Source organism: [Rhizobium] kunmingense (assembly GCF_977018605.1).
Map to the genome: position 1 here is coordinate 385,943 of NZ_CDRNXG010000001.1, position 25,625 is coordinate 411,567.

Consider the following 25,625-nt stretch of genomic DNA (forward strand, 5'->3'; position numbering starts at 1 on the left):
AGCTGAATCAATGTCTATGGTGGCAATGCACATAACGTCCACTCCGCAAGGTTGTTGAGGAAGGAGAACCGTGCATGCCCCAGACAATGAAGGCCGCCATCGTCAGCCAATTCGGCAAGCCGCTTTCGATCGAATGCGTGCCGGTTCCGGTGCCCGGACCGGGCGAGGTTCTGGTCAAGGTGATCGCCTGCGGCGTCTGCCATACGGACCTGCATGCCGCGGACGGCGACTGGCCGGTGAAACCCAATCCGCCCTTCATCCCCGGACATGAGGCGGCCGGTATCGTGGTCGAACTCGGTCCCGGCGTGACCGACCTGAAGGAAGGCGACGCGGTGGGCGTGGCATGGCTGCATGACGCCTGCGGGCGCTGCGAATATTGCCAGACCGGTTGGGAGACGCTTTGCGAGAAACAGCACAATAGCGGATACAGCTGCGACGGCGGGTTTGCTGAATATGTGATCGCATCCGCCGCCTTTGCCGCCAAGCTGCCGGCCGGCGTCGATTTCGCGGCGATATCCCCGATCCTCTGCGCCGGGGTGACCACCTATAAGGGGCTGAAGGAAACGGAGGCGCGGCCCGGAGAATGGGTGGCGATTTCCGGGATCGGCGGGCTGGGCCATGTCGCCGTGCAATATGCCAAGGCGATGGGCCTGCATGTGGCGGCGCTGGATGTCAGCGAGGAGAAGCTGGCACTCGCCCGTTCGCTCGGCGCCGACATTGCCATCAATGCGCGCGCAGCCGATGCGGTGGAGCAGGTGACGAAGGCCACGGATGGCGGCGCGCATGGCGTGCTGGTCACGGCCGTCTCACCGCCCGCCTTCTCGCAGGCCCTGGGGTTTGTCCGTCGCAAGGGCACGGTCAGCCTCGTGGGTCTGCCGCCGGGAGAGTTTCCGACGCCGATCTTCGACGTCGTGTTGAAACGCATAACCGTTCGGGGTTCGATCGTGGGGACGCGGCGCGACCTCGACGAGGCGATCGGATTTGCCGCCGAAGGCAAGGTGAGGACCGAAATCCGCAAGGCGCCGCTCGAGGATATCAACGATATCTTCCGGCAGCTGAAAGACGGCTCCATCGAGGGCCGCATGGTGCTGGATTTCGCCGATCCCGCCTGATCGGCGGCGGGCGCATCGTCAGGAGGCCGGCCGACTTTCCGGGCAGGCGATGCGCCCCCCAAAATCTCGCAGTGGAATTCGCGGGCTCCGATCCTATCCTCCCAAGGCGTCCGCGATATGCGCAGGACGGCCGGCCTCCCCCGGTCGCCTGCGCCAACGATCGATCCGTGCGCGAGCATGACGACGGGATGAGCGACACGCCACCGTCTCCTGCACGAGCGAGCATGCGCCCACCAAGACCAGCCGCATCCCCCTGACCGGCCCCTGTCCGGCAAAGGCGACAGCCAGAGGAGCAATCGATGCAGTCGAACCGTCTCATCCAGGAAACCCGTGCAGCCAGTCCGCAGCTCCATCCGTCCGACCTGTCGGAAACGGAGCTGAAGCTGATGGACCGCTACTGGCGTGCCGCAAACTATCTTTCGGTCGGGCAGATCTACCTGCTCGACAATCCTCTTCTTCGCGAACCGCTTCTGCCGCAGCATATCAAGCCACGGCTGCTCGGCCACTGGGGCACGACGCCGGGGCTGAACTTCATCTACACCCACCTCAACCGGGTGATCAAAGCCCGCGACCTGAGCGTCATCTATATCTGCGGGCCGGGCCATGGCGGGCCGGGCATGGTCGCCAATACCTGGCTCGAAGGCATCTATAGCGAGACCTATCCCGATGTGCCGGAAAGTGCGCAGGGGATGCAAAAACTGTTCCGGCAGTTCTCCTTCCCCGGCGGCATTCCCAGCCATGCGGCACCGGAAACGCCCGGCTCCATCCATGAAGGCGGCGAGCTGGGTTATGCGCTGGTGCATGCCTATGGCGCGGCCTTCGACAACCCGGACCTGATCGTCGCCTGCGTCATCGGCGATGGCGAGGCGGAAACCGGGCCGCTGGCGGCGAGCTGGCATTCCAACAAGTTCCTCAACCCTGCCCGAGACGGCGCGGTGCTGCCGATCCTGCATCTCAACGGCTACAAGATCGCCAATCCGACACTGCTTTCGCGCATACCGGACGCGGACCTGCGCAAGCTGTTCGAAGGCTATGGCTATGAGCCGATTTTCGTCGAAGGCCACGAGCCGGAAGCCATGCATAGGCTGATGGCGAAGGCGATGGACACAGCGACCGAGACGATCCGCGCCATCCAGCAGGATGCCCGCGCCGGCGGGCCTCACGCACAAATGCCGCGCTGGCCGATGATCGTGCTGCGCAGCCCGAAAGGCTGGACGGGGCCTGGGGAGGTGGATGGCAAGAAGGTGGAGGACTTCTGGCGCTCGCATCAGGTGCCGGTCGCCAATTGCCGGGAAAACCCCGACCATCGGCAGATCCTCGAGGACTGGCTGCGCTCCTACGACCCGGAGGATCTGTTCGATGCCGACGGGCGCCTGAAGCCCGAGCTGAAGGAACTTGCCCCATCAGGCGAACGGCGCATGGGCGCCAATCCGCATGCCAATGGCGGCATTCTGCGCAAGGAGCTGAAATGCCCGCCGATCAGCGACTATGCAGTCGATGTGCCGGTGCCCGGCAAGACGGTGGTGCAGACGACCGAGATCCTCGGCAAATACCTGCGCGACGTGCTGACGCTCAACGACGCGGAGAAGAATTTCCGCATCTTCGGGCCGGACGAAACGGAATCGAACCGGCTCGGCGCCGTATTCGAAGTGACGGACCGGGTGTGGATGGAGAGGATCGAGCCCTATGACGTGCACCTTTCCCCCGACGGACGGGTGATGGAGGTGCTGTCGGAGCATCTATGCCAGGGCTGGCTGGAAGGCTATCTCCTGACCGGTCGGCACGGGTTCTTCTCCTGCTACGAGGCGTTCATCCACATCATCGACAGCATGTTCAACCAGCATGCCAAGTGGCTGAAGGTGACGCGCGAGCTTGCGTGGCGCAAGCCGATCTCCTCGCTCAATTACCTGCTCACCTCGCATGTGTGGCGGCAGGATCATAACGGGTTTTCCCACCAGGACCCCGGCTTCGTCGATCTCGTCGCCAACAAGAAGGCCGACATCGTGCGCATCTACCTGCCGCCGGATGCCAATACGCTTCTTTGGGTCGCCGACCATTGCCTCAAGACCTGGGACCGGATCAACGTGATCGTTGCCGGCAAGCAGCCGGAGCCGCAATGGCTTTCCATCGAGGATGCGGCGCGCCATTGCGAAAAGGGCATCGGCATCTGGGATTGGGCCGGCAACGAGGAGGACACGGTCTCGCCCGACGTGGTGATGGCCTGCGCCGGCGACGTGCCGACGATGGAAACGCTCGCCGCCGTGATGCTGTTGCGCGAGGCAATCCCGGAACTGAAGATCCGCGTCGTCAATGTCGTCGACCTGATGACGCTGCAGTCGGGGCAAGAGCATCCGCACGGGATTTGCGAGGAGGATTTCGATGCGCTGTTCACCACCGAACGGCCGGTGATCTTCGCCTATCACGGCTATCCCTATCTCATTCATCGCCTCACCTATAAGCGCAACAACCACCGCAACATGCATGTGCGCGGCTTTATCGAGGAAGGCACGACGACGACGCCGTTCGACATGACGGTGCTGAACCAGCTCGACCGGTTCCATCTGGCGCTCGACGTGATCGAGCGGGTGCCGGAATTGAAGGAGAAGGTGCCGCATGTGATTGCCATGCTGGAAACCAGGCTCGCCGAGCACCACGCCTATGTGCGCGAATTCGGCGAGGACATGCCACAGATCCGCGAATGGACCTGGAGCGGCCGCGAGGGATAGGTGTGGCATCACATGACTTCAGCCCGACCGGCGTGGTGCCGGCCGGGCTGAAGTCCCCCGAAACAGGCCATGTTTCAGTCGTCGTTGGACGAGTTCGACGAACCGTTGGACGACGAATTGCTGGAAGAATTCGACGAGGAATTCGAGGACGAGTTCGAGGACGAATTGGACGACGAGTTCGACGAGGAATTCGAGCCGCGGTTGGACGAGGAATTGCTGGACGAGTTCGACGAGCCGTTGGACGACGAATTGCTGTTGCGGTTGGAGCTGCTGTTCGACGAGGAATTGCGCGAGGAGTTGGAATTGCCGTCGCGGTTATAGCTCGACGAGCGATAGCCCCTGTCGTCACGGTCACGGCGCGAGCTGTAGCTGGCCTTGCCATCGTTCTTGAAAGTCTTGTTAAGGAAGCGCGTCAACGGATCATCCGCGACGGCCGGTGCAGGTGCAGAAATGCCCATTGCAAGCATGGCGCTGAGAACGGCGAGAATCTTCTTCATGGTGTTTCTCCTGATATCCTGCAGCCCTTTCGGCTGCATGGGAGAAACGGCAGTAAATCGAACTTATTCCGAAAATAAAAAAATAAATTCAGTACCTTAACTCAAAAATCAAGGCGCGCGCCGGCACCCGACGGGAGGCCGGGCAGCGGCACGCGAGACGGTCTTTTGTCGTGTTCAGCGCTGGGCGCGAGCGAACTTTCGATACCAGCCATCGGCCGCAAGCGTCTTGCGCAGGATCGTCTTGCGGGTTTCGGCCTCCGCTTCGCTTTCCGAGCGGATGTCGGCGGACAAGTCCGTCGTCTCGCGCCTAAACGGGATGACCTGGACGATCGGTGTGCCACGCTCGAGAACATGCAGACCGTCCTCGCCGGTGGCGAAGAAGGGAAAGTGGATTTCCGACTGGTAGGTATCCGTATCGACGACACCCGCCACCACCTCGAATATGCCGTTCGAACGGTTGAGAGGCGGCACGAAGAGGCAGCTCCAGCCCGGCGGCGTGACGATCGTCCAGTAATTGTGGAACTTGCAGGGCGGCATCGGATCGCGCGGATTGCCGGCGACCTGATGGTTGGCGTGGTTGCTGACCAGCGTGCGGTCGTAATCCCAGCCGCAATCCACCGTCTGGCCGCTATCGGATATCTCCATCCTGACGGTTGCGGCAAGGCCGATCACCCAGCCGGTCGCCATGGCATCGAGGAAGGGCATGCAGCGCTTGACGGTAAGGCCGCTGTCACTGCTCGACACCTTCGCCTCGGTGACCGGCGGCAGTTTGCGAAACCATTCGGGCAGCGCCGTCTTGGCACGCACGGGGGCCGGAATGATGCCCTCATCCTCCTTGCGGCAGAGGAAGGTCATCTTCGGTTCCGGTTTTCTCAACAGCGACAAGGCCATCTGCGTTCTCCTCACGGGTGTGATGCGGGGAAGAACGAGGCTGCGGAAGGTTTATTCCCGCAGGGACATTAAAATTATCGACTGCGTTCGAGAGCCGCCTTCTCTTCATCGGCGCCGAGCGGTTCGCCCGCCTCTATCGAGGCGAGATAGGCATCGATCGCCTCCTGCGCCGAAGCGGGTTCATATCCTTCGCCCAGCGGAGAGGACAGGGCAAGCCGGGTCGCCCAGCCGCCATCGATGCGGCAAGCGACGGTGGCGGTCGTTTCATCGCGGCGCTTCAGCTCGTATTCGCGGCAAAGCTCGCCACGGCCATCGGTAAAGGTCGAGACGACATGCAGCGTCGCCGTGCCGCCAAGCGCGATATCGGTGCCGGACGGCTGACGGTTGAGCGCGGTCGAAAGCGCCGTATCGAACGAGGCGTCGGCTTCAAGCGAGCCGCGGCCGGCCATGAAGCCGCCGACGCCGGTGACGACGGCAAGGATAGAGGCGGCAATCGGCATCAGCCATTGCTGCCGCGTTACCACGGGGTCGGCGGCCTTGCGGTTGCGGAAAGCGACGACGTTTTCGGCCTTTTCCGCTTCGGCCTGCTGCGCCATGCGCCGCACCGCCTCGGCGAGCCTTTCCGGCACAGGCTCGTCGATGAGCGGCTTGATGGCCGAGGCGACGGCGATCCTCGTGTCGAGGAAAACAGCCAGCCGAGCGGCAAGCGCCTCATCATGTTCGAGTGCGGCCTCGACGCGCTCTGTGGTCGCAGCGTCGAGCTCGCCATCGGCGAAGGCCATCAATGTCTCGTCGTCGAATTTTTCCATGGTCATGCCTCGCCGCCTCTGTTTGCGGACGAACGTTTCTCGCCGAAACTTATTCCCGTCAGCTCGGCCAAATTCTTGCGCGCCCGCGCCAGACGGCTCATCACCGTGCCGATCGGGATGTTCAACACCTCGGCTGTATCGCGATAACTCAACTCCTCGACACAGACCAGCACGAGAACTTCGCGCTGTTCGTCGGGCAGTTTCTGCAGTGCCGCCGTCACCTCCATCAGCTCCATGCGGGCATGGCTGGCCGCCTCCCCTGAGGGCACCGAGACGCCATGGGCCTTTTCCAGCTCGTCCTGAGGCCCGGCAGTCCTTGCCCGACGCAGGTGGTCGATCCACAGATTGCGCAGAATGCGAAACATCCAGGCGTCGAAACGGGTATCGGGGGCAAAGCTGTCGGCGGCGACGATCGCCCTTTCGCAGGCCGCCTGTACCAGATCATCGGCCAATTCGCGCGAATGGCAGAGCGAGATCGCGAACCGCCGCAGGTTCGGCAGAAAGGCGACCAGTCGCTGCGGCACGGTTGGCATGGCGTTCGTCATGAAAATTATCTGGCACGGCGTGGAATAATCTGTCGAGTCCGACGTCTACCCAGAGTAACATCCTCGTTGGCAAGACAGCAGGAACCCACGCAATTCTCTACCGGAGATGGAATTTTGCGCAAGCCGATACGCCACGTTTCGCGAATTTTACTGGCTCTCGTCATCGCCATGACCGGCGTGACCAGCCTGCCGATGGTGCAGAGCGATGGCCGGATGGCCGGCGTCTCGACAGCCTTTGCCGATGACGACGACGGCGGGGACGATGACGGAGGAGACGATGGCGGTGGCGGGCGCGGCGGCGACGGGCGCGACGATGATGACGGTTTTCGCCCGCGCGGCGATCTGCGCTCGCTGTTTCGCTGGCCTTTCAGGCGGGCGGAACGCCCAGCGCAGAGGCAGCAGGTTTCCATTCCCGATCGGGCGCCCGACGAGATCGTCGCAATCGGCCTGAGTGACGCATCGATTGCGGGGCTGACGCAGGATGGATTTGTCGTCGACGATCGTCGGCCGATGGTCCTGACCGGCGGCGACCTGGTTCGCCTGACAATCCCGCGCGGCATGACGCTTGCCGCGGCACGCCAGGTCGTGGCGGCGGCACAGCCCGGCGCATCGGTGGATTTCAACCATTTCTATCAGCCGGAACAGCAGGACGAAGCACAGCCGCAAAGCGCCAGCGAGGCGCCGGTGTGCAGCGGTGGCGGCTGCACGCTGGTACGCCATATCGTCGGCTGGCCGGCGCAGGCGCAAGGGACGAGCTGCGCGGCCCCCGTGCCGATCGGGCTGATCGATACCGCCATCAACGCCAAACACGCTTCGCTTGCCAGCGCCGATATCGAGATCGTGCGGCTTGGCGAGGCGGCCGACCCCGCCTCCGGCGAGCAGCATGGAACGGCGGTGGCAGCGCTTCTTGTCGGCGCGACCGGCAGCCGGGCGCCGGGGCTCTTGCCCTCAGTCAAACTCGTCGCCGTCGATGCGTTCCAGCGCTACCGCAAAAGCGCCGATATCGCCGATGTCTACGATCTGGTGATGGCGCTCGATTTGATCGTCGAGCGGCAGATCAAGGTGGTCAATCTGAGCCTCAGCGGGCCGGCCAACCTGCTGTTCGAGCAGGCCGTCGGCGCGGCAATCGCCAGGGGCACGATCCTGATTGCTGCGGCCGGCAACAAGGGGCCGAATGCGCCGCCGCTCTATCCCGCCGCCTATCCGGACGTGATCGCAGTGACTGCCATCGACCGGCAGATGAAACCATACCGGCGCGCGGTGCGCGGCGATCATATCGACATCGCCGCACCGGGTGTGGGGGTCTGGACCGCAGCTTCGATTTCCGGCGGACGGCAGAAAAGCGGCACATCGTTTGCCGCACCCTTCGTCACCGCCGCCGCCTCGCTTCTCGCCGGTGCCGATCCTCAGCTGACGCCGAAGGACGTGGCCGAGGAACTTGCACGGCAGGCTAGCGACATGGGCGCGCCGGGAAAGGACGCGGTGTTCGGCTGGGGATTGTTGAACGTGCGGTCGCTCTGCCAGAGCTGAAGGCGCTGGCGGCAAGATGCGATTGTCGGGGGAGAAGAAAGTCACTCTCCCCTCCTTGCAAGTTCGTAAAATGCTGAACTTTCAAAGAGGGGAGAGTGGTACGGTTGAGTGGGGTCGAACCACCGACCTCAGGTGCCACAAACCTGCGCTCTAACCAACTGAGCTACAACCGCACAAAATCGCCGCAGCGACATTGACCGGTCACATACGGCCAACGAATGAAGATTGCAAGTCATTTCCGACCGACAAAATCGATCGTCATCAACTTGTGGAAAGATCGGCCGTCTGCGGCCCGGCGGTCAGGCCGGTTTTGGCTGGTCGGTCGTTTTCGCCGAGCCCTGCCGGCCGGGATTGGCGAGATCATCGGCCACCTTGCGGGCAGCCTCCTGCATCACCCTCGCCTGCTCGACGGTGAATTCGGCCTGCCGGCGCACGAATCCTGCCTGCAGTTCCAGCACTTCGGAAAGGGTTTTCGCGCCCATCAGGCTCTCGATGTGGGAAAAGGACATTTCGGTATTGGCGCGCATCGCGTCGATTGCCTTCATGCCGATCTCAAGCGTGCCGTCCTTGGCCGAATGGATTGTGGATTCAACCGTGCGGGTGGCTTCCTCCGCGGCCGATTTCATCCTACCGTAGGTGTCACGGGAATGGGTCGTGTTCTTCTCGGCGAATTCGCGCCAGCTCTGCGAGAGCCTGGCCGGATCAAACGCCGAAAAAGAGAAAATATCGTCGGTATAGGCCACAACCAGCTCCTCCAAGATTAGGTTCGGCGACAACAGGCATCGTCGTGCCCATCTGTATCAAAGATAGTCGATGCCATTGTGCATTGCAACATGAGGCGCTCCGCACAACCGGAGCGAAGGACCAAACCGACCCACATTAACCCTGTTTATGCGTTCCTTCCGTCCCTTATGGACCCAATGCCGAGGGGCCGGTATTAACAAGAGGTTAATTCCATGCCCTTATGGGCAAAGACTTGAAGCGCAACAGGTATGCCCATGTCGGACGTGCAATACCCTTTCATCGACGTCGCCGTGCACGACCGTGTCAGCGAAGCCTTTGCCGCGGGTATGGCCGTGATACTGTTCACCCCGGAACTGCGCTCGGTCTGCTGGGCCAATGGCCGGGGGGCCGCGCTTTTCGGCTTTACGTCGGTCTATGACCTGATCGACCAGGGGCCGGATCGCAGCGAACTGATGTTCCGTCAGGTCGAGCCCATCGCCCGCTCGCTTGCAGCCGATGGCGACCGGCGGACCTTCACCATCCGCATCGCCGCAGGCTTTTCGCGCATTCCGGTTCAGGCACGCTGCGAGATGATCCGCTTCCAGGGCCGGCCTCTGGTGCTGCTTGCCGTGCCGACCGACAGCAAGCGCCTGAGCGAGGCGCAGCGGGCCGCGCGGCTGATCGAAGGGCTGGACGATCCCGAAACCCACATGGCAGTGCTCGACGGCGACGGCCATGTGATTGCCGCTTCCGGCCAGTTTCCCGCACTTAACCTGTCGATCCAGACCACCCGCATGCTGGTGACCATGGCCGGCAATGACCGGCACCGGCTGATCAAGCGGCCGATCTCGACTGCCAGCGGCTATCTGCCGGCGGCCATCGGGCAGGTTTCGCGCGAGCCTTCGCTCAACCTTCTTCTCGTCGTCGGCGCGGTGCGCGGCCACGCCGCAATCCAGCCCGAACCGGCCGCTCCAATCGTGGCCGAGGTCGTGGACGAAGAGGTCGAGGAGATCATCGACGGTCAACCGACCGATTACGAGGATGCGCTGACAGCGGTGGCTTCGATCGAGGACAATCCCGAAATCGAGGAAGAGATTTCCCTCGATGCCGATGACGCCGCCGAGGATGGTACCGGTCACGAAAAGATCGATATCGAAGTTGAGGACGAGGCGCATTTCCACGAACGGACAGAGGAAGCCGACGGCGACTTCAAAGCCGAGACCGCGTCTGCCGAAGCCGCCGAGACGACGTCTACAGACGCGGCAGACGTTGGCGAACCGGCTGTCTCCGATGATGGCTCGACCGAACAGGAGCAGGCGAACGAGACAGAGTTCCCCGATGAAACGGTGCTTGCTGGCGTAACTCCTGAAGATACGGACGAGAGCGTCGGCGACGACCTGTCCGGCGAATATGCGACCGAGGACGACATTCTCGGCGGGGCGGAAGAAGACGGTGCCGGGCAAGACACGACCGGCGAGCCGGAGGCCGGTTTTTCCGGCGGCGCAACGACAGGCGACGACGACGTGGCAGAACCGATTGCTGCCGATACGACAGCCATGTCTGCCGCCCCTGCCCCGCGCATGCTGAAAACCGTGCGGTTCGTCTGGAAGATCGATGCCGGTGGCCGGTTCAGCGAGGTCTCGCGCGAGTTTGCCGAGGCCGTCGGCGCGCATGCGGCCGACATTTCCGGCATGGCCTTTGCCGATCTCGCCGCCCTGTTCAACCTCGATCCGGACGGCAAGATCGTCGAACTGTTAAGCCGGCGCGACACCTGGTCGGGCAAGACGATCTGGTGGCCGGTGGAAGGCACGTCGCTGATCGTGCCGGTCGATCTCGCGGCATTGCCGACCTATACCCGTTCGCGCGAGTTCGACGGTTTCCGCGGTTTCGGCATCGTGCGGATGGGCGATGCGGCGGAAGATCCGCATGCGGCAGGCCTGTCGCTCGGCGCTGCCGACAGGGATGCGATTGCGGCCGCGGCAGAACCGGCAGCAGATGCGGCCGCCCCGAACGAGGAGAGCAGCTCCAACGCCCCCGCCGCAGTGATCGAAGGCGAAATGTCGATGGCCGGTCTTGCGGCCAATGACGATGAGCCGGCAGCGACCGGACATGACGAAGCCCCGGCTGATGGTGATGCGGCCATCGAAACTGCCACGGACAGCGATGCGCCTGCCGAGACTGCCGAAACCGATCCGCCGATGTTTGCATCGATCGAGGGCCGCAAGCTGCCGTCTTCCGACAAGGTGATCCGCCTTCAGGAGCGTCGCCTGAGGCTCAGCCCCGGCGAGCAGGCGAATTTCCAGGAGATCGCCCGCCGGCTCGATACGTTCGTCAAGGCTGCCGACGATGTCGAGACGACGGAGGGTGAGCAGCCCGCCGGGATCGACAATCAGCCGGAGGCCGAAACGGTCAGCGACGCGGTCGCGGAAGAGCGGTTCGTCACCTCTGCGGCAACGGACGATGCACGGACGTCGAACGACGATCTGGTGCCGCAGGATGACGATACTCGCGACGACGACGCGCAGCACAATGCCGACATCGACGAAACCCGGACGATGGAGCCGCTTCACGAGGGTGAGGATGGCAACGACCCGAGCCATGAGCTGCGGCCAAACGAGGACGACAGCGTGATGGACGAGGCCGTGCCGCGCGATACTGCGCTGGACGAAACAGGCGGCGAGATCATTCCCGAGGTTTCGGGCGAAAACGATGCGTCGACCGATGCCGACATTCCGGCTTCGTCGGCGCGTGAGGACGAGGACACGGCAAAGGTCGATCTTCAGGGCGTGCAGCCGGACGAAGGCAACGATGAGGCCTTCGACGATGAGGATGCGGCATCCGAGCCAGTCGATGCGGCGAGCCTTGCAACGATGATGCCGGGACGCGACCGTACGGGGCTTTCGGCCGAGATCATCGACCAGATGCCGGTGGCGTTGCTCGTGCATGCCGGCGACAGATTGATCCATGCCAATGGCGAATTTCTCAAACTGACCGGCTATGGCTCGCTCTCCGAACTGGACGAGATCGGCGGGCTCGATGCGCTGTTGCAGCGGCGGGACCTGGAAGACCATCAGGCGGAGGCCGGCGGCATGTTCGTGGTGCGCGCCGACGATGCGGTCGTGCCGGTGACGGCAAGGCTGCAGTCCGTGCGCTTCAACGATGCCGCCGCACTGATGCTGGCGCTGATGCCGGTGGCCACCACGGTTATCGAGCGCGACGAAGAGGAAGGCGGCGAGATTGTTCCGCTGCACCCGCTGCGCGGTGCCGACCAGATGGTCAAGCTGCAGGTCGAGGTCGAGGAACTGCGGGCAATCCTGGAAACGGCGACCGATGGCGTCGTCATCATCGGGTCCGACGGCGAGGTCCGCTCGATGAACCGCTCGGCCAGCGCGCTGTTCAATTTCGATGCGGAAGAGATCAACGGCAAGCCGTTCGTCACCCTGTTCGCGCATGAGAGCCAGCGGGCGATCGTCGATTATCTGTCCGGGCTTTCCGGCCATGGCGTGGCAAGCGTCCTGAATGACGGCCGCGAAGTGATCGGCCGCGAGGCATCCGGCGGCTTCCTTCCGCTGTTCATGACGATCGGACGGCTGACGTCATCGAACGGCTATTGCGCCGTGATCCGCGACATTACCCAGTGGAAGCGGACCGAAGAGGAATTGCGCACCGCAAAGCGCGCAGCCGAAACCTCGAGCGCCCACAAGAGCGAGTTCCTCGCCCATGTGAGCCACGAGATCCGCACGCCGCTCAACGCCATCATCGGCTTTGCCGACATGATGGCATCGGAACGCCTCGGGCCCGTCGGCCATCCGCGCTACGTGGAATACGCCAACGACATCGGCCGCTCCGGCCGGCATGTGCTGGATATCGTCAACGACCTTCTCGACATTTCCAAGATCGAGGCGGGCGAGCTGGATCTCGATTTCGCAGCCGTCGGCCTCAACGAGACCGTATCGGAAGCCGTATCCCTGGTGCAGCCGCAGGCGAACGGGCAGCGGGTGATCATCCGCACGTCGCTATCGCAATCGGTGCCGCAGGTGGTGGCGGATCTGCGTTCGATCAAGCAGATCGTCCTCAACATCCTGTCGAATGCGATCCGCTTCACGCCATCGGGCGGCCAGATCGTCGTGTCGACCGCATACGAGGCGAATGGCAGCGTCGTGCTGCGCGTGCGCGACACCGGCATCGGCATGAGCCGCGCCGAGCTGGAGCTGGCGATGAAGCCGTTCCGTCAGGTGGCCGGCGCATCGCGCAAGCGCGGCGACGGCACCGGTCTCGGCCTGCCGCTGACAAAGGCGATGGTGGATGCCAACCGCGCCGGTTTCGCCATCACGTCGGCGCCGAACGAAGGCACTCTGGTGGAAATCACCTTCCCGTCGCAGCGGGTTCTGGCAAGCTGATTGCTGTCGGCAAAACGAAAACGCGACAGACAGTCATACAGGCACGCATTGCGTGTATGTGCACTTAAAAGAAAGGCAGCCTCGGCTGCCTTTTAAGTTGGAATGTGCTGTTCAACGAAGGGAGCAACGGGCTGCGGGGCCTCGAAAATCTCATCGCTGGGAATGACTTACACATAAACGCACCGTTTCGCGCCAACATTGACGAACGTCGCTCAATAATGGCTTAAACCCGCTCCATTTTGGCACACTCGACAGATTGAGAATGTATCGACGATGGTGGAGATGTCTGGCTGGCATCCCACAGACCGGCGGCCGCGCCGCTCGGTGCGGATACCCCCGTTTGCCCGGCCGAATTGCGCCCCGGCCACATTTCCTATATGCGCCTTGCATGTTCAGGAAAGCCTTACAGACCCTTCGCAGGCATGCTCGCCGGCCGCTTGGCCGCGCGCTGCTTCTTTCGCTTGCGATGCTGCTGCTTCTGGGCCTCACCTTCCGCGTCGTCACCCCCTTCCTGATCTCCACATCGACCGTGCGGGAGCGGATGGAACAGGCCGTGGCTAACTGGACGGGACATGCGGCGACGATCGGCGGTGTTTCGACGATCCGCTTCTGGCCGCACCCGGAAGTGACGCTCTCCGACATCACCATCCATCGCAAGGACAAGGGTGGGGAGAAGGTGACCGCGACGATCGGCACACTATCGGCCTCTTTCAATCTTCTCGGCGCGCTGATCGGCCGGCCCGATTTCGAGGATTTCCATCTCGTCGATCCGCATGCAGTCCTGATCCGCAATGCCGCAGGGCGGCTGCACTGGGCCAATGGCGGCATGTTCGTCGAAGCGATCGGCAAGGCGACCAAGCAGGGCAACGGCCAGGGACTGGAGGCCGCCCTGGACGCGCCGCTCGGAGACGTGCGGATTTCCGGCGGCACGATCGATATCGTCGGCGAAGACGATGCGCCCGTCGCCCGGTTCGAGAGGATCAACGGCGCGCTCGATTGGCCGCATCTTTCCGCCGGAGCGGAAATCGAAGCCGAGGCGACACTCAACGGCCACAGAATTCGCGTCGACATTTCCAGCTCACAGCCGCTGCTGTTGCTCGACGGCCGAAGCGGCCTGTTCGAAGGCGTGGCCGGCACCGACATCGGGCTGGCGCGCTTCAATGGCGTGGCAAGCCTGACGACCCGCGGATATTTTTCCGGCAATGCGGAATTGCAGGCATCGAACATGCCGGAGACGCTTCGCTGGTTCGGCGTCGATCCGCAGCTGGTCGACGGGCTGAACACGTTTTCCGCCAAGGCCCGGATCATTGCCGAGCCGGACGAATTCCGCTTCGAGGACCTGGCGCTCGGGTTGAACGACGAGAATGCGACCGGCCTATTGGAACTCGACACGCCGAAGGACGGTGTGCCGAAGGACGGTGTGCCGAAGCTGACCGGAACGCTGGCCTTCGACCATATCGATTTCATGCGTCTGCTGGCAGCGCTGAAGCCGGCGATCAGCGATGCGCGCGACACGCTGCCGTCGCTCGTCAGCGGGCTTGATCTCGATCTTCGGCTTTCGTCGCAGCTTGCCTCCTTCGGGGCCGTGCAACTGCGCGAAATCGCGCTCGGGCTGTTGAGCGTCAACCACAATTTCCGCCTCGACATGCTGGAGGCAAGCCTGCCGCAGGGCAGCATGTCCGGCCGGATCGCCACGATGACCGACAATGACCAGCCGAGGGTCGGCATGCGGCTGGCGCTTCGCGGGGCGGATTTCGCAGCGCTGGCGCAGCAGCTGCAAATTACCGGCCCCGTGCCGGCCGCCCAGGGCAGCCTCGATCTTGCGCTGACTGTTCCGCAGCCGATGGACCGCGATGCGTGGAACGCTGCAACCGGTACCGTCAGCCTGCAGGCCGGCGCCGGCCGCATGAACGGCATCGACATCGGCGCCATTCGCCGGCAGGCGGCACAGCATCCCTATTTCGCGCTCGGCACCGCCTCCGGCGGCACTCTGGAATTCGACAGCGTGAAGGCGACGGCGGACATCCGCGGCGGCATCGCAGACCTGCGCGACACCGAGATTGCCGGACGCAACGAGACGATCAGACTTGCCGGTGCCGTGCCGTTGGCCAATAGCAGCCTGGCGCTTTCGGCCGACGTTACGTCAAAGGACGGTGGCCAGACCGAGAGCTTCTTCATCGGCGGCGCGTGGCCGAACCCGATCCTGTGGCCGCGGGAAACCGCCGAGCCTGCCACGCCGCCTCCCGCCCAGAGCGATTAGAGCCTTTCAGGACGCCGCGTTGCGGACGGCGAGATGCTCGTCGCGGATACGGCGCATTTCGGCACGCTTGGTCGTCAGCGACGCGGCGATCACACCGATCGTCACGAGGCCGATCAGGATGGTGCAGATCGCATTGATTTCCGGCGTCACGCCGAGGCGGACCTGCGAATAGATCTTGATCGGCAACGTTGTCGCGCCCGGCCCGGTGTTGAAGCTGGCGATCACCAGGTCATCCAGCGACAGGGTGAAGGCGAGCATCCAGCCGGCGATGACGGCCGGAAAGATCAGCGGCAGGGTGATCCTGAAGAAGGTTTTGACCGGCGGGCAGCCGAGATCGAGCGCCGCCTCCTCCAGGCTGCGGTCGAAGGTGAGCAGGCGCGACTGCACGACGATCGCGACATAGCACATGGTGAAGGTCGTATGCGCGATCGTGACCGTCCAGAAGCCGCGGTCGACGCCCATGGCGACGAAAAGCAGCAGCAGCGACAGGCCGGTGATGACTTCGGGCATGACGATCGGTGCGTAGATCATGCCGGAAAATGCCATGCGGCCGGGGAAGCGGGCAAAGCGGGTGAGTGCCAATGCAGCCAGCGTGCCGAGGATGGTGCCGAGCGTGGCGCTCAACACGCCGACGCGGGCCGTGACCCAGGCGGCATCCATCAGGCCCTGATTGGACCACATCGACGAATACCATTGCAGCGAGAAGCCACCCCAGACCGTGACAAGGCGCGAGGCGTTGAAGGAATAGACGATCAGGATGATGATCGGGATATAGAGGAAGGCGAAGCCGAGCGTCAGAACGGTGGCGTCGAAACGGGGAGATCTCATCACGCCACCTTCTTCTGCTGGTTCTGGAAGATCATGATCGGCACGACCAGCATGACGAGCAGGATGACGGCGACGGCGGAGGCGAGCGGCCAGTCGCGATTGCCGAAGAATTCGGTCCACAGCGTCTTGCCGATCATCAGCGTGTCGGCGCCGCCCAAGAGATCCGGAATGACGAATTCGCCGGTAATCGGGATGAAGCAGATCATCGAGCCGGCAACGACACCCGGCAACGACAGCGGAAAGGTGATCTTCCAGAAGGCCTTCCACGGCGGGCAACCGAGATCGCTCGCCGCCTCCAGCAGTGTGTGGTCCATCTTTTCCAGTGCCGAATAAAGCGGCAGGACCATGAAGGGGAGATAGGAATACACGATGCCGATGAAGACGGCATAATCGGTGCGGAAAATCTGCACCTGCTGGTCGGGGCCCATCAGGCCGATCGTCTGCAAGACCAGCGTCAGCAGGCCGTCGGGTTTCAAGATGCCGATCCAGGCGTAGACGCGGATCAGGAACGAAGTCCAGAAAGGCAGGATGACCAGCATGACCAGCGTCGGGCGGATGGAGGTCGGGGCGCGGGCCATGGCGAGCGCCATCGGATAGCCGATCAAAAGCAGGAGCAGGGTCGAGATCGCCGCGATCCTGAGCGACGACAGGTAGGACATGATGTAGAGACGGTCCTCCGTCAGGAAGACATAGTTCTCGAAATCAAGCTCGGAGAAGAATTCGCCGATCGTACCTAACCCGTCGAAGGTCGGCAGATAGGGCGGCATGGCAATCGCCGTGTCGGACAGCGAGATCTTGAAGATGATCAGGAACGGCGCGACGAAGAACATCAGCAGCCAAACATAAGGCACGGCAACGACCAGCCAGCGTGTCCACGAAGGACCGCCTGCCGGGTTCGTCTCGGTGGGGTTGCCTATAGCGACATTGGCCATCTTCGCTCTCCCTTGCCTAGCGTGTCAGGACGAGGCCGGCATCACGCGACCAGGTGAGCCAGACCATATCGCCGAAGGTGATCGGCCGGTCGACGAGGCGCGAGACATTGGCCTGGGCAGCGCGCATGACACGGCCATCCTCGGAACGCACGATGAAGAGCGAGAAATCGCCGAGATAGCCGATATCCCAGACTTCACCATAGAAGGCATTCACCGACGCGTCGGCGGGAGCATCCTGCGAGATGCGAACCTTTTCCGGGCGGATGGCGAAGGCGACGGCATCGCCCTTCACAGCCTGGCACTCCTGATCGACGAGAATCGAGAGGCCGTCGCAATCGATGCTGACTGAACCCGGCGCGCCGAGTGCGCTTGCCGTGTCGGTGATCCTGCCTTCGACGATGTTGATATCGCCGATGAAATCCGCGACGTATCGGCTGTTCGGCGCCTCGTAGATTTCCGCCGGTGTCGCCACCTGCATGATGATGCCCTTGTCCATCACGGCGATGCGGTCGGACACGGTCATCGCCTCTTCCTGGTCATGGGTGACGATGAGGAAGGTCATGCCGAGCGTCTGCTGCAGGTCCATCAGTTCGAACTGGGTTTCCTCGCGCAGCTTCTTGTCGAGCGCGCCGAGCGGTTCGTCGAGCAGCAGGACCTTGGGGCGCTTGGCAAGCGAGCGGGCCAGCGCCACGCGCTGGCGCTGGCCGCCGGAGAGCTGGTTCGGCTTGCGCTTGGCGAACTGTTCCAGCTTCACGAGTTTCAGCATTTCCTGGACGCGAGCGGTAATCTCGCCCTTCGGCATATTGTCCTGCTCGAGACCGAAGGCGATGTTCTTTTCCACCGACATATGCGGGAAGAGTGCATAGGACTGGAACATCATGTTGGTGGGGCGGCGATAGGGCGGCACGCCGCGGATATCCTGCCCCTGCAACAGGATGCGCCCCTCGGTCGGCTCCTCGAAGCCGGCGAGCATCCGCATCAGCGTGGTCTTGCCGCAGCCGGAGGGACCGAGCAGCGAGAAGAACTCGCGCTCGTAGATATCCAGCGTCAGGTTATCGACCGCCGTGAAGGGGCCGAAGCGCTTGGTGATGTTCTCGAAACGGATGAAGGGGGCCGCGTTCGGATCGGTCCAGGGAGAAAATTTGCGCTTTACCGGTCCGAGAGATTTCGCCATGCCGTGCCCCGCTTGCGATGGTTATCTACGAAAAGGGCGGGTCGAAGCCCGCCCTTGGATTGTCAGCCATCAGCTGCCGGTCTTGACCTGAGTCCAGACCCGGTTGAGGACGCGCTGCTCGCGCGGGCCGTAGGGCGAGATGGTGAAGAGTTTCGCCACCACATCTTCCGGCGGATAGACCGACGGATTGTCGAGCACTTCCTTGTCGACGAACTGCTGCGAGGCGAGGTTGCCGTTGGCATACTGGACGTAGTTGGAGGCCTTGGCGATGACTTCCGGCTTCATCAGGTAGTTGATGAACTGATGGGCCTCATCGACATTCTTGGCATCCGCCGGGATGGCAAGGTTGTCGAACCACATATAGGTGCCTTCCTTGGGGATGACGAATTCGACATTGACGCCGTTGCCGGCTTCTTCGGCGCGGGCCTTGGCCTGCAGCACGTCGCCCGACCAGCCGATGGTGATGCAGCTGTCGCCATTGGCCAGTTCATCGATATAGGCGGAGGCATTGAAGGTCTTCACGAAGGGACGGATCGCCTTGTAGACGTCGCCGCCGGCTTCCAGATCAGCCGCTTCCTTGCTGTCGGGGTTCTTGCCGACATAGTTCATGGCAATGGCGAAGGTCTCGTCCGAGGCGTCGAGGATGTTGATGCCGCAGGACTGCAGCTTCTCGGCATTTTCGGGCTTGAAGAGAATATCCCAGCTGTCGACCGGCACATCGCCGAGTGCCGCCTTTACCTTGTCGACATTGTAGCCGATGCCGGTGGTGCCCCACATGTAGTTGATGGCGTATTCGTTGCCGGGATCATACTTGGCGAGGCGCTCGGAGACCAGCGGCCAGAGATTGGTCATGTTCGGCAGCTTCGACTTGTCGAGCTTCTGGAACACGCCGGCCTGGATCTGGCGGGCCAGGAACGGGCCGGTCGGCACGACGACATCATAGCCGGAGCCGCCGGCGAGAAGCTTGGTTTCGACGAGATCGTTGCTATCGAAAACGTCATAGACAACCTTGATGCCGGTTTCCTTGGTGAAATCGGCAAGGATGGACTCATCGATATAGTCCGACCAGTTGTAGACGTGAACGACTTTCTCCTGTGCGAATGCAGTTGAAGAAAGAGCTGTCGCAGCCAACGCCGCTGCCAGGCTAAGCAAATGGTTTCTCATGATTTCTCCAGTTATGGCTGTTGCGGCGCTGAAGGCCTTAGCAAAGTTTCCCGTATTCTTTTGCGACAGAGTAGAAAGGATTTTTATCGCCCACAAGTGGGAATGTGCAGTGCGATAACACTACTGGAAGTCGAACGCGCTCAAACCGGTGACCATCTCGTCGAGCCCGAGCGGGCGGGTGATCGGCGGTTCGGCACGCGATAGACAGCCGCGGCGCTCGCAGATGCGGCAGGCGGGGCCGGCTGCGACCGTGAACCCGGCCGCGGGCAAGGCCGACCCATAGACGATTTCCGCAGAGAACCCGGCATCGCAGCCGATCAGAATGGCGGTGCGGCGGATGCGTTCGCCGAAATCCGCCTGCGGCCCTTCGAGCGTGCGCGACATGGTGAGGAAGGCGTGCTCCCCCGGCATTTCCACCCGATCGACGAGAATGCGGCCGGGCTCGGCAAAGGCGGAGTGGATGCCGAGCTTTGGACAGTTGCCGCCGAAACGCGACTTCGGAAATCCTTGCGCGCCGGCGCGACGCACGACGTTGCCCGCGTGATCCACCTCCATCAGGAAGAACGGGATACCTGTGACATCCGGCCGACAGAGCGAGGTCAGGCGGGTGGCCGCCTGTTCGAAAGAAACGTCGAAACGCGAGCGCAGGACGTCGATGTCGTAGCGGGCGCGCATCGCCGCCGCCAGGAAGGCCGTGTAGGGCATCAGCAGGGCATGGGCGGCATAGCGGGCAAGCTCGAAGCGGGCGATGCGGCGGGCTTCGGCCGTCAGCAGCGACAGCCCGTCCAGCTCGGCATCGATCTCGCGCGTCATGGCAAGCAACGCCACCTCCGTGGCCAGCTCACGATTGCGATCGAAGGGCGACAGGCGTTCGGAGAGGAAAAGCCGCATGCTGTGACGATCATAGCGGCGGCGCAGGCTCGGCATGACGTGGGTGGGAAGCGTGCGGACGGTGATGCCGCGTTCGCCTTTCAGCCATGCCCGCAATGCGGCCGGCATATCCTCGCTGGAGGAAAACGTGCCTGCCAGAGCTTCGGCCGCATCCTCGATACCGGCAAAGAAATTGGGGCGGCGTTCGAGCGCCTCGCGCACCTCATCGATCGGCATGCGACTGCCGGTCGCGGCCATTTCACGGCCCTCGCCGGCCAGCAGCGTGGCAAGGTCGGAGAGCCGATCGGCCTGCTCGCGATAGGCACGGTAGAGCTTGATCGTCGCGAGCGCCGCATTGGGCGCGGCCTCGGCCACTTCGACGATTTCCTGATCGCCAGGGATTTCCCCCGCCAGAAGCGTATCCGCGAAGACTTCGCGCAGCTGGCCCGACAGTCCGCCGCCCTCCCCCTGCAGCGCGTCGAGATCGACCTTGTAGGTGGCGGCCAGCTTCAGGAGCAACTGCACGGTCAAAGGGCGCTGGTTGCGCTCGATGAGATTGAGATAGGATGGCGAGATTTCCAGCGCCGTCGCCATCGCCGTCTGGGTCAGCCCCAGACCCTGGCGAACACGCCGGACGCGCCCTCCCGCAAATACTTTCCGCTCCACCTTAAGACCTCCTCCTGTCAAAGTTTTACGCGGCCGTCTCTTTTACAATATTTACAAATTCACCTTCGTCTCTGTGTAAGTCGTGACAACATAACTTCTTTTATATCATGTACTTATGGAATTAACATTCGTCATTCTGTAAATATTTCACAGGACGAACCGGTGGAGGCCGGTTGCTCCAGATCCAGTGGGAGAGAGACAGATGACAGATTTTTACACGCTCGTTGCGAATGCCCCCGAAGGCCGGTTCGACGGGATCAGCCGTCCTTACTCCGTCGCCGACGTGACACGGCTGCGCGGCTCGGTCGATATCCGCCATTCGCTGGCCGAGAAAGGTGCGAACCGGCTGTGGCAGCTGCTGAGGCAAGAAGATTTCGTCAATGCGCTGGGGGCGATGACCGGCAACCAGGCCATGCAGCAGGTTCGCGCCGGGTTGAAGGCGATCTATCTCTCGGGCTGGCAGGTGGCGGCCGACAGCAACACGGCATCGTCCATGTATCCCGACCAGTCGCTGTATCCCGCCAATGCCGCGCCGGAGCTGGCACGGCGGATCAACCGGACGCTGCAGCGCGCCGACCAGATCGAGACTGCGGAGGGCAAGGGGCTTTCGGTCGAGACATGGTTCGCGCCGATCGTCGCCGATGCGGAAGCCGGGTTCGGCGGACCGCTCAACGCCTTCGAGATCATGAAGGCTTTCATCGAGGCGGGTGCCGCCGGTGTGCATTTCGAGGATCAGCTGGCATCGGAGAAGAAATGCGGCCATCTGGGCGGCAAGGTGCTGATCCCGACGGCGGCACATATCCGCAACCTGACGGCAGCCCGGCTTGCCGCCGACGTCATGGGCGTGCCGACGCTGGTGATTGCCCGCACCGATGCGGAAGCGGCGAAGCTCCTGACCTCCGACATCGACGAGCGCGACAGACCTTTCGTCGATTACGATGCGGGACGGACGGCGGAAGGGTTTTATCGGGTAAAGAACGGGCTAGAGCCGTGCATTGCCCGCGCCATCGCCTATGCGCCGCATTGCGATCTCATCTGGTGCGAGACGTCCAGGCCGGATCTGGAACAGGCAAGGCGTTTTGCCGAGGGCGTGCACCGCGAACATCCGGGCAAGATGCTGGCCTATAATTGCTCGCCGTCGTTCAACTGGAAGAAAAATCTCGACGATGCGACGATCGCCAGGTTCCAGCGGGAACTGGGGGCGATGGGCTACAAGTTCCAGTTCATCACACTTGCCGGTTTCCACCAGCTGAATTTCGGCATGTTCGAACTGGCGCGCGGCTACCGGGACCGGCAGATGGCCGCCTATTCGGAGCTGCAGGAGGCGGAGTTCGCCTCCGAGGTCAACGGCTATACGGCGACCAAGCACCAGCGCGAGGTCGGCACCGGCTATTTCGACGCCGTGTCGATGGCGATCACCGGCGGGCTGTCTTCGACGACCGCCATGGGAGAGTCGACCGAGCATGCGCAGTTCAGGCCGGCGGCGGAATAGGCGTTCACGGTGCGGATCTGCGCTTTACGGCTCACGCCGCGATTGCATCCTTACGAGCCGCATCCGTGAGTGCCCCTCACCCTAACCCTCTCCCCGCGTGCGGGGAGAGGGGACGTGCCACGCGGGACGCTTGCGAGAGGTGGAGAGGTGGAGAGGTGGAGAGGTGGAGAGGTTCGCCGGCCTTCAACGCAGATGAAAATCCAGCAGACAGACGATCCCAATCCAGAAGAGAGGAGACACCGATATGACCATTCAGACCCCCATCAAGACGCATGTCAAAGAACGTGCGGAAGAACAGGCGAGTGCCATGACCAGCGACCAGCAGTCCGCCATCCGAGCACTGGCGAACGATCTGCACCGGCTGAACCACGCGATCATGAAGGCCGTGGAGACTGGCGTTTCGGTCGAGCTGATCCGCTCGGCACGGCATCACGGCGGCGACGGGCACTGGGGCGACCTGATGGTTCCGGTTGTCGTCGCCAACAGGGTGCAGTGAATTTCGGGCGACGAGCCCGGAAGCGAATAGCGAATAGCGAATAGCGAATAGCGAATAGCGAATAGCGAATAGCGAATAGCGAATATTCAAAACCGGCCGGGGCAAGCCCGCAAGAGCCGGGTTCATGCCGGCCGCTCCATGCGCGTCGCCGCGTAATGCCGGCCGGGCACGCCTCCCCCACCTGACGGGCGCCCCCCCCGAAAGTCCCGTCCCACCAAAGAGAAAGGGCGACCGATGGCCGCCCTTTCTCGCGTTGCATTATGGTGTTCGCAGCTGAAGCCGATCAGGCCGCCCGGTCGTAGCGGTGGTTCGACTGCGCCGTCGTCGCGGCATCAATACGGAACTGCTGCAGGAGCGTGAACAGCGCGTCGGTTTCGTCGGCCAGACGGCGGCTTGCCTCGCTGGTTTCGGCCACCATGGCACCGTTCTGCTGGGTCATCTGGTCCATCTGGTTGACGGACTGGTTGATGTTCTGCAGCGCCGCCGACTGGTCGCGGCTGGCCGTGGCGATGGTCTCGACATGCTGGCTGATCACGACGATCTCGTTGCTGATGGTGGCGAGAACCTGGCCCGCCTGCTGGACAAGCGAGGCGCCGGCACCGACTTCGGTCGTCGACTGGTTGATCAGGCCCTTGATCTCCTTGGCGGCATCGGCGGAGCGCTGCGCCAGTTCGCGGACTTCCTGGGCGACGACGGCAAAGCCCTTGCCCGCGTCACCGGCGCGGGCGGCCTCGATACCGGCATTGAGCGCCAGAAGGTTCGTCTGGAAGGCGATGTCGTCGATGACTTCGATGATCAGTTCGATCTTCTGCGAGGCATCCTCGATACGGCCCATGGCAGCGACGGCGTTCTTGACGACGGTACCGGAGTTATCGGCGTTGCGCTTGGTGTGCGACACCGCCTCGTTGGCTTCGCGGGCGCGGTCGGCCGAAGAGCGAACGGTCGTGGTGATCTCGTCGACCGCTGCCGCGGTTTCCTCCAGCGATGCGGCCTGGCTTTCTGTGCGGCGCGACAGGTCGGCCGAGGAATGGCTGAGGTCGGCACTGCTCTTCTGGATCGCCATCGTGCTCTGGCGGATATGGGAGAGCGTGTCGCGCAGCTTGACGATCGAGCCGTTGAAATCGGTACGCAGCGGTTCGAGCTTGCCGGAGAACGGCTTGTCGATGGTGACGGAGAGATCCCCCTGGGACAGACGCGACAGGGCCGAGCCGAGTGCGGTCACAGCCTGATCGATCTGGCCGTCGACCATGCGCTTGTCGCTGTCGTTGCGCTCGCGCTCTGCCTCAGCTTCGGCGCGCTCCAGCGAGGCCTGATGCTCGACGCGAAGCTTTTCCAAGGCATTGTCGCGGAAGATCTGCAATGCGCGGGCAATGTTGCCGAATTCGTCGGCGCGGGCGGTGTAGGGAATTTCCGACTTGTTGTCGCCGTCTGCAATGGCGCGGACCGAGCCGGTGAGGACGCCGAGCGGGCGCACCATGCCGCGAATGACCAGATAGCTGACGAAGGCGATGAACAGCAGCGCCACGAGCGATGCAGCCATCAGCGACATGCCGGCAGAGGCGATATGGGCAAAGTAGACTTCCATCGGAATGCCGATGAAGAGCACGCCGCTGATGGCACCGCTGGCGTTCATGACGGGATAATAGCCGGTCATGAAATCGCGACCGAACAGGACGGCCTGGCCGTAATAGGCTTCGCCGCGCGACAGGGCGGCCTGGGCCGGATGATCGGCGGCCAGTCTGGTGCCGACGGCGCGCTCGCCCTTCTCATTCTTGACGTTGGTCGAGACACGGACGTAATCGCTGCCCTGCTTCTCGAACACGGTGGACACGCCGCCGATCGAACCGGCCGTGCGGTCAACCAGATCATGGCCCTGAAGTGCCCCCTCGCCGGCGGTAACGCGGGCCAGCCTGCCATCGGCAAGCGTGGTGCGGGCGCCGGGCAAAGCCGTTTCATAAATCAGCGCCATCGTGCGGACGGACTTGTGCGTATCGTCGAGCGCCGTTTCCATGATGTCCTTGCGGAACGTCATGAAGGCGAGGCCGGAAACGGCGGAGACGGCCACCGCGATGAGCAGCAGACACAGAACGACGATTTTGGTGACAACGGACGAAGGAACGAGCTTTTTCATGATGCCCCCTTGCAAGAATGGCGATTTTTGCAAGTTATGGGCGCAAATGAGTAAAAAAACGTTAAATTTGACAAATCGCAAGAATGGCATTCACCGCGCATATAGTAATATGCGCGATAACTACTCAAATTCTAAGCCATATTAGAATTTCATCCTAAAAGAGACGGCAGTGCCAGTAGTGCAGCCGTGGCCCCAATTGCAATCATTACCAATGTAAGGCGATAGACCCTTGAACGGTCTTCCGCCTTGGCAATTGCGATGGCACGGGTACGGCGAGCAGTCGGCATGGGCTAAACTCCGAAACGATGACTGGGCAATCATGGCATCCAATTTCACGTTTGAACACGGAAATAAGCTTGGATTGTGGCAGCATCCACCA

General features: G+C 62.6%; 17 protein-coding genes, 1 tRNA gene and 1 pseudogene. 7 read left to right on the forward strand and 12 right to left on the reverse strand.

The genetic code is table 11. The annotated features are described in order from the left end of the window. Positions 1–74: 74 nt before the first annotated feature. On the forward strand, positions 75–1,112 hold the full coding sequence (gene adhP, locus AC0JZ4_RS02080; RefSeq protein ID WP_471884805.1) for an alcohol dehydrogenase AdhP: 1,038 nt from the start codon (positions 75–77) through the stop codon (positions 1,110–1,112). Positions 1,113–1,411: 299 nt separating this feature from the next. Further along, the gene (locus AC0JZ4_RS02085) at positions 1,412–3,838 is read left to right on the forward strand and encodes a phosphoketolase family protein (RefSeq protein ID WP_471884806.1); all 2,427 of its coding nucleotides are present in this window, start codon (positions 1,412–1,414) and stop codon (positions 3,836–3,838) included. A gap of 74 nt (positions 3,839–3,912) precedes the next feature. Here the strand turns inward: AC0JZ4_RS02085 and AC0JZ4_RS02090 are convergent, their stop codons facing one another. The 4 genes from AC0JZ4_RS02090 to AC0JZ4_RS02105 form a co-directional block, all read right to left on the reverse strand. Continuing rightward, entirely contained in the window at positions 3,913–4,335 is a 423-nt protein-coding gene (locus tag AC0JZ4_RS02090) for a hypothetical protein (RefSeq protein WP_471884807.1), read from the reverse strand. A gap of 174 nt (positions 4,336–4,509) precedes the next feature. After that, entirely contained in the window at positions 4,510–5,226 is a 717-nt protein-coding gene (locus AC0JZ4_RS02095) for a DUF6065 family protein (protein WP_471884808.1), read from the reverse strand. A 74-nt stretch (positions 5,227–5,300) separates the two neighbouring features. Next, positions 5,301–6,041, reverse strand: coding sequence for an anti-sigma factor family protein (locus AC0JZ4_RS02100; RefSeq protein WP_471884809.1), 741 nt, complete (start codon positions 6,039–6,041; stop codon positions 5,301–5,303). Further along, positions 6,038–6,580, reverse strand: coding sequence for an RNA polymerase sigma factor (locus AC0JZ4_RS02105; protein ID WP_471884810.1), 543 nt, complete (start codon positions 6,578–6,580; stop codon positions 6,038–6,040). Before AC0JZ4_RS02105 ends, AC0JZ4_RS02100 begins: the two co-directional genes overlap by 4 nt. Positions 6,581–6,748: 168 nt before the next feature. Between AC0JZ4_RS02105 and AC0JZ4_RS02110 the strand changes: the two genes are divergently transcribed. After that, positions 6,749–8,110, forward strand: a complete 1,362-nt coding sequence (locus AC0JZ4_RS02110) for a S8 family serine peptidase (protein ID WP_471887756.1) — start codon at positions 6,749–6,751, stop codon at positions 8,108–8,110. 96 nt (positions 8,111–8,206) lie between these two features. Here the strand turns inward: AC0JZ4_RS02110 and AC0JZ4_RS02115 are convergent. Together AC0JZ4_RS02115 and AC0JZ4_RS02120 are read right to left on the reverse strand one after the other, a co-directional pair. Beyond that, a tRNA-His gene (locus AC0JZ4_RS02115) sits at positions 8,207–8,283 on the reverse strand. A 126-nt stretch (positions 8,284–8,409) separates the two neighbouring features. Further along, the gene (locus AC0JZ4_RS02120; protein WP_471884811.1) at positions 8,410–8,853 is read right to left on the reverse strand and encodes a phasin family protein; all 444 of its coding nucleotides are present in this window, start codon (positions 8,851–8,853) and stop codon (positions 8,410–8,412) included. Positions 8,854–11,724: 2,871 nt separating this feature from the next. Here AC0JZ4_RS02120 and AC0JZ4_RS02125 point away from each other — a divergent pair. Then, a pseudogene (locus AC0JZ4_RS02125) lies at positions 11,725–13,233 on the forward strand (ATP-binding protein); the annotation flags it as partial. A 388-nt stretch (positions 13,234–13,621) separates the two neighbouring features. Continuing rightward, positions 13,622–15,493, forward strand: a complete 1,872-nt coding sequence (locus AC0JZ4_RS02130; RefSeq protein ID WP_471884812.1) for an AsmA family protein — start codon at positions 13,622–13,624, stop codon at positions 15,491–15,493. Positions 15,494–15,499: 6 nt separating this feature from the next. Here AC0JZ4_RS02130 and AC0JZ4_RS02135 read toward each other — a convergent pair whose 3' ends face one another. The 5 genes from AC0JZ4_RS02135 to AC0JZ4_RS02155 form a co-directional block, all read right to left on the reverse strand. Then, on the reverse strand, positions 15,500–16,321 hold the full coding sequence (locus AC0JZ4_RS02135; protein WP_471884813.1) for an ABC transporter permease: 822 nt from the start codon (positions 16,319–16,321) through the stop codon (positions 15,500–15,502). After that, positions 16,321–17,253 (reverse strand): ABC transporter permease subunit, encoded by a 933-nt coding sequence (locus tag AC0JZ4_RS02140; protein ID WP_471884814.1) that lies wholly within the window; start codon positions 17,251–17,253, stop codon positions 16,321–16,323. The genes AC0JZ4_RS02135 and AC0JZ4_RS02140 overlap by 1 nt, the downstream gene beginning before the upstream one ends. Before the next feature lie 16 nt (positions 17,254–17,269). Further along, the gene (locus AC0JZ4_RS02145; protein WP_471884815.1) at positions 17,270–18,427 is read right to left on the reverse strand and encodes an ABC transporter ATP-binding protein; all 1,158 of its coding nucleotides are present in this window, start codon (positions 18,425–18,427) and stop codon (positions 17,270–17,272) included. 69 nt (positions 18,428–18,496) lie between these two features. Then, on the reverse strand, positions 18,497–19,591 hold the full coding sequence (locus AC0JZ4_RS02150; protein WP_471884816.1) for a polyamine ABC transporter substrate-binding protein: 1,095 nt from the start codon (positions 19,589–19,591) through the stop codon (positions 18,497–18,499). 120 nt (positions 19,592–19,711) lie between these two features. Beyond that, positions 19,712–21,127 (reverse strand): helix-turn-helix domain-containing protein, encoded by a 1,416-nt coding sequence (locus AC0JZ4_RS02155; protein ID WP_471884817.1) that lies wholly within the window; start codon positions 21,125–21,127, stop codon positions 19,712–19,714. A 202-nt stretch (positions 21,128–21,329) separates the two neighbouring features. Here AC0JZ4_RS02155 and aceA point away from each other — a divergent pair, with 202 nt between their 5' ends. Together aceA and AC0JZ4_RS02165 are read left to right on the forward strand one after the other, a co-directional pair. Next, positions 21,330–22,619 carry an isocitrate lyase gene (gene aceA, locus AC0JZ4_RS02160; protein ID WP_471884818.1) on the forward strand — a complete coding sequence of 430 codons (1,290 nt, stop codon included), beginning with the start codon at positions 21,330–21,332 and terminating at the stop codon, positions 22,617–22,619. A 244-nt stretch (positions 22,620–22,863) separates the two neighbouring features. Then, positions 22,864–23,115 (forward strand): SMc00767 family acetate metabolism repressor, encoded by a 252-nt coding sequence (locus AC0JZ4_RS02165; protein ID WP_471884819.1) that lies wholly within the window; start codon positions 22,864–22,866, stop codon positions 23,113–23,115. A gap of 283 nt (positions 23,116–23,398) precedes the next feature. Here AC0JZ4_RS02165 and AC0JZ4_RS02170 read toward each other — a convergent pair whose 3' ends face one another. Then, complete coding sequence (locus tag AC0JZ4_RS02170; protein ID WP_471884820.1) at positions 23,399–25,246, reverse strand: methyl-accepting chemotaxis protein; 1,848 nt, start codon at positions 25,244–25,246, stop codon at positions 23,399–23,401. Between the last annotated feature and the right edge of the window lie 379 nt (positions 25,247–25,625).